Source organism: Bacteroidia bacterium (genome assembly GCA_019695265.1).
In the GTDB taxonomy this organism is placed as follows: domain Bacteria; phylum Bacteroidota; class Bacteroidia; order JAIBAJ01; family JAIBAJ01; genus JAIBAJ01.
Window position 1 is genome coordinate 1 of record JAIBAJ010000161.1, and the last position, 5,315, is coordinate 5,315.

The following is a 5,315-nucleotide window of genomic DNA, read 5'->3' on the forward strand; positions in this document are numbered from 1 at the left end:
AATTTGAATCGAACATTTGGTTTTTTAAAGCTGCTGGTAACGTTCACAACTTCTTCAGTCCAGAAGCGATCATCATTGGCATAGTAGGCAGAGCTGTAAACACCTGCATTGGCCAAGTCAGATCCTGAAAAGGATTTAATTTGAGCCCAAGATTTACCGCAGTTGGAAGTTGCGTAAATTTTCAAGGTTTCTGAATAGTCAGAAGCTAGGTTGCCGAATGAATATTTAAATTTCAATTTAATGCTGGTAGTGTAGGAAAGGTCAAATGCAGGTGAAATTAGTTCATCGTAATCACCTTCTTGACTTTCCCAATTGTTGAAATATACAGCACCTTTAGGTTCTCCGTAACCACCTAGGTAAGAGAAGTTCCATTTGTGTTCGTTGTTGAATTTGTCTGGCATTGACCAGTAGTAAATATCTTCAAAAGCGGTAAAGCTTTCAGAGAATGGGGCATAGTGCTCAGACCAATCGCCACGAACATCAATGATTTGATTCCAGGTTTTGGAAGTTGAACCGTTTTCGTTGGTTACAGTTAGGGTTGCATTGTATAAACCAGGAGCGTTGAATACAAAAGTTGGGTTGGCTTCGGTAGAGGTTGAAGGAGTAGCACCCGGAACGCTCCATTCGCGAGAAACCACTTCAGCGCGTTGAGAAACATCGTGGAATTTAATGGACTCTCCAACGCAGGCAAAGCTACGTTCAGAGTAAAAGTCTGCAAAGGGTGAACAAGCCGGAGGGTAAACATAAGGATCAGCAATACCGGTTGCATCCATATTGGCATCGGACCATAAGTTGGAACGACCGGAAACGGAAGAACTTAAGGCAATATTCATACGATCGCATTGTCCTTTTGAAAACATAAAGGAGCAATAGGAATAATCCATAAAGTTTTGATAGTTTTCTACAATGGTATCATTGCAAATTGCGGCACTGGAAGCTTGTGGACAAAAATTCCATCCTTTGGTGTCAGGAGTGTCATCAACATCATCATCGCCACATTCAATGCCGGGATTGTTATTGTCTCCCCAAGGGTGTTTTAGGTTTAACCAGTGTCCAATTTCATGGGTAAGTGCACGGTCGCGACCCGGACCGCCGGTTCCAATACTACCAATATAATCTGAAAGGATAATTACCCCGTCTTTGCTGGAAAATACTCCTGCAGTGTTGGTGGTGGAAGGATAATAAGCATAACCTGCAACACCATCCATCATGGATCTTACAACCCACACATTTAAATACCTGTCACGTGGCCAAGGATTTAATTTGGCAGCATCGTTACCTACATTGGTTAAGAAAGAATAGGTATGTTCAATACCATTGGTGCAATTCCCTAAGGCATCTTTGGTAGCCAAGCGAAATTGAATATTAGCTTTCCCAATAAGTGGTCTGAATTCCGGAATCACAACGGTAGTATCCGAATTCAATTTCATAAAGTCCTCATTTAAAATGCGAACTTGGTCAACTACTTGCTCGTCTGAAATGTTCTCATCACCTCCATCTAATGAATAATTGTGAACGATATGAAAAACAATCGGAATAATCCTTGGTGATACTGAATCCCAAACTGCAGCATTTTTGTGATGTGCATGCTCTTTAGAAAGTTTATCCAATTCCAATCTGGAAGCTTCCGTTTCAGGATGAGCCAAAATTGCTTTTCTGTTGGCTTCGGATGAACCACAAAAATTAGTGTTTTGTGCCATTGCCATCCAAGGTGCAAGTGCAGCTAAAAAAGGGAGGAGAAGTTTTTTCATGCAAAAAAATCTAAAAGGTTATTTTGGTTCTAAAATCCAAAATGAGGCGGCAAATATAAGTTACCAATGAATCCATTTTACATAGGTCACCTCATTGAATTTTCAACAAGCAAATTTACCGATCCCTCAACCTTTTTTTGAACACATTTCATCAAAAATTTCATTTCTAACTGTTTATCCGTGCTAGTACGGATAACAAAATACCCGACAACGCGGATGAAGCCAAGGCCTTGCTGCATCGACCTTTGAAGCATAAATCTTAGGTCAAATGAAAAATAATTTTTCTTTCGGTTCAATCTCCGGAACCTCCCTTTAAAAACCTTAGTTTGGATGTTGGATAACATTAACAAGCAGTAAAAAATGTCCTAATCCGAACAATTTGGCAGACTTTTAACGGGTGAAGGTTTTCCTTTGCCCGTTTTATTGTTTACTACTTATCTTTGCACAATGCCTGAACAAGCCTTTATTGAGCGATTTCTCCGCTTTTGCATTATCGGATTTATCGGTTTCGCCATTGATTTTGGAACTACCTGGGTAGGTAAGGAGAAACTTAGAATGAACAAGTATCTCTCTAATTCTCTTGGATTTGTGCTTGCATCTACGATCAATTTTTTTTTGAATCGAATGTTTACTTTCCAAAATAACAATCCTGAAATTCTTATTCAGTTTTTCAAATTTGCCATGGTAGCCGTGGTTGGTTTGGGGCTCAATAATTTATTTGTTTTCCTGTTTACCGATAAAGTTAAACTTAATTTTTATGTGGCTAAAATTGGGGCAGTAGGTATTGTGTTGTTTTGGAATTTCGGTGCCAACAACTTCTTTACCTTTTCCTGAAATGCTACTTTTTTAGCTTAGGATTGTTAGGGTAATTGGAAAAGCAATCTAAAAATCCTTCCATTACCATACAAATAACCAAATTGGGGTGTTCCTTTTGCAAGATGGCTAAATCTAGTCCATGTTCCCAGGAGTCGAAAATATATGTTGACCTGCTAAAACTGCCCCCTAAAAGGTCCATTAGTAAATCATTGGTAAAGCTTTCTCGAAAAACTAATAAGCCTGGCAAACTGCTGTCCTTGCTTTGCCGAACTTCTTCGTAAGTCCAACAATAGGGAAAATTAGTCGGACAAGGGTAATTCTCCTTGGGCCTTTCTTGAAGGTAGTTTTCTTTTTTGGGAAAAATATACCTGGCATTTTCCACAAAATCCTTTTCCATATTAATCATACGGGTAATGTTTCCGGCCGGGTAAATTGAATCTCCAAGTTTGCAATCTGCTAATTCGATAACTGGCAAGTGGTAACCTTTTTTATTTAAACTGTCTAATAAAATCCGATATGCCAAATAGGTTCCTTCGTTGTTCCAATGGTTATCAGTTTTGTAAAACAGTAATCCTTGTTTTTTTCTTTCCTCCAAAGCAGGTCTTATATCAATTATTTGGCATTTGATATTTGGTTTAATTTCTTTCAAAAAATGGGATGTAAAGGAACCGTTTTTAGCGGGTTTAATATAAGAAGGTAGGTACTCCGGATAGAGTTGAGGTTTGGAAGGTAGAATCACTACCATAAATTCAGCACCATGTGCCCGACAGGTATCGTATCGCCAGTTTAGCTCCGAAATGCTTCTTTCTGCTATTCTTTTGGTAAGTTGAAGCTTGCCGGTATAATTGTTTATTTCATTGTTCATGAGGTAAAACCAACCTTCTTTTCCTAATCCCACTAGTTTGGGTTTAGGCGAATAATTAAATACCTGAATAAACAATTGGTTGTAGGCTGAAACTAAACTGTTTCTAAATACAAAATGATCGTTGAACCATCGGTCGAAAGCTTCGGGAAATGGATCCAATTCTTTGGAATCTAGCTTAGGTAGTTCAGCCAGAGCTTTGTTTTCTGAACTGGGTTTGGGATCTTTTATTCCTAAAATGAGAACCAATGCAGGCAGGCCTAACATGAACAGAAAGGCAATAATTTGACTGACATTATGGATTGATTTTCTCAAAATCGGAAATAAATAAAAGGGTTGTAGGTATCGGAAATAAGGAATAAGGTTGAAAATCCAAGAACAAAAACAATGGAAATCACCGATAAACCGGCATATACATATTCATAAACTGTTTGCTTCTCGGCGGCATGTTGAATGGTGCGACCCACTTTTTCTAATAAACCGGAACTACCTGCAATAGCAACCACCAAGGCTACTAAAAAACCACGGTGCATAAATTGCTCTATTAATGCAGTGTTGCTATTCCAGTTTCCCAATCCCAGCATGTTTGTAAGTATGGTGCCGGCTTGAGTAAAGGTATCTGCTCTAAAAAACACCCAAGCAATTATTACCACCACCAAGGTGTAGATGCGAGCTAAAACCGGAAATTTCTCCAAGCCTTTAGTCCAACCCAATCGTTCTAGTACCAGAAAAAATCCATGGAACATTCCCCAAAAAATAAAGGTCCAATTGGCGCCATGCCACAAACCGGTGAGGAAGAACACTAGTAGCAGGTTTCGGTAGGTTTGAAATTCGCTTCCTCTATTTCCGCCCAAGGGAATGTAGACGTAATCTCTAAAAAAATTACTCAAAGAAATATGCCACCTTCTCCAAAAGTCTTGAATGGATTTGGCGAGGTAAGGATAGTTGAAGTTTTCAAGGAATTCGAATCCAAACATTCTACCCAATCCAATAGCCATGTCACTATAGCCGGAAAAGTCGCAATAAATATGCAAGGAATAGCAGATTGCACCGAACCAGGCTACGCCAAAATCCAATTCGGAGGCAGGAAGGCTGAAAATCTCGTCAGCCGGGAAGGCAAACATATTGGAGAGCAAAACCTTTTTACCCAGACCAACAACGAATCGTCTAATGCCGGAAGCAAACTTGGGTATATTCATAACCCGGTTGGTCAGTTGGTCTGCTACATCGTGGTATCGAATAATGGGACCTGCAACCAATTGCGGAAACAAACTGATATAAAGAGCCAGTTTCCCAAAATTGGTTTGAACCTGAGCTTTTCCCCTGTATATATCCACAACATAACTCAAGGCATGAAAGGTGAAAAAACTGATTCCAATCGGTAGTTTTATGTCTGGTATTGGAAATGGTTTTATTCCCATCCAAGTTATTATTCCATTGAAGTTTTCTACTACGAAACCGCTGTACTTAAAAAAGCCTAATCCTAACAGATTAATACATACCGTTAAACCTAATACGTATTTAGCGGTTTTTGCCTGATTTTTTACCTTACTAACCCAAATTCCCATGGTGTAGTTAAGGGCAATGGAGGCTAGCATTACTAAACTATAACTTACTCCACCCCAGGCATAAAAAAGTAAGCTGAACAACAGTAGTATGTAATTTCTCCATTGGTTATTGAGCCAAACTACCAAGAACAAAGTCAGAGGCAAGAAGGCATACAAGAATACAAGGGATGAAAATAACATGATTGGACTCGGTTAAATTACCACATTGACAATTTTCTTTGGAACCACAATCACTTTTTTGGGTGTTTTACCTTCTGTCCATTTTACGGATTCGGCATGTTCAAGGACAGCCTTTTCAATTTCGGCATTGCTAAGTCC

Annotated in this window: 4 protein-coding genes; 1 reads left to right on the plus strand and 3 read right to left on the minus strand. The window is 39.2% G+C overall.

Translation table 11 applies throughout. The features are described from left to right. The coding region (locus K1X82_14640; GenBank protein MBX7183347.1) for a PKD domain-containing protein at nt 1–1,751 on the minus strand (1,751 nt) is incomplete at its 3' end. Nucleotides 1,752–2,198: 447 nt separating this feature from the next. Here K1X82_14640 and K1X82_14645 point away from each other — a divergent pair. Further along, on the plus strand, nt 2,199–2,585 hold the full coding sequence (locus tag K1X82_14645) for a GtrA family protein (protein MBX7183348.1): 387 nt from the start codon (nt 2,199–2,201) through the stop codon (nt 2,583–2,585). Between the two features lie 4 nt (nt 2,586–2,589). On the opposite strand, the gene K1X82_14650 is transcribed toward K1X82_14645, so the two are convergent. Continuing rightward, on the minus strand, nt 2,590–3,696 hold the full coding sequence (locus K1X82_14650) for a hypothetical protein (GenBank protein ID MBX7183349.1): 1,107 nt from the start codon (nt 3,694–3,696) through the stop codon (nt 2,590–2,592). A 44-nt stretch (nt 3,697–3,740) separates the two neighbouring features. Then, nucleotides 3,741–5,177 carry an MBOAT family protein gene (locus K1X82_14655; GenBank protein MBX7183350.1) on the minus strand — a complete coding sequence of 479 codons (1,437 nt, stop codon included), beginning with the start codon at nt 5,175–5,177 and terminating at the stop codon, nt 3,741–3,743. Nucleotides 5,178–5,315: the final 138 nt, after the last annotated feature.

Coding starts and splice junctions, on each gene's coding strand:
- K1X82_14645 (MBX7183348.1), top strand. CDS start 2,199: ATGCCTGAACAAGCCTTTATTGAGCGATTTCTCCGCTTTTGCATTATC.
- K1X82_14650 (MBX7183349.1), bottom strand. CDS start 3,696: ATGTTAGGCCTGCCTGCATTGGTTCTCATTTTAGGAATAAAAGATCCC.
- K1X82_14655 (MBX7183350.1), bottom strand. CDS start 5,177: ATGTTATTTTCATCCCTTGTATTCTTGTATGCCTTCTTGCCTCTGACT.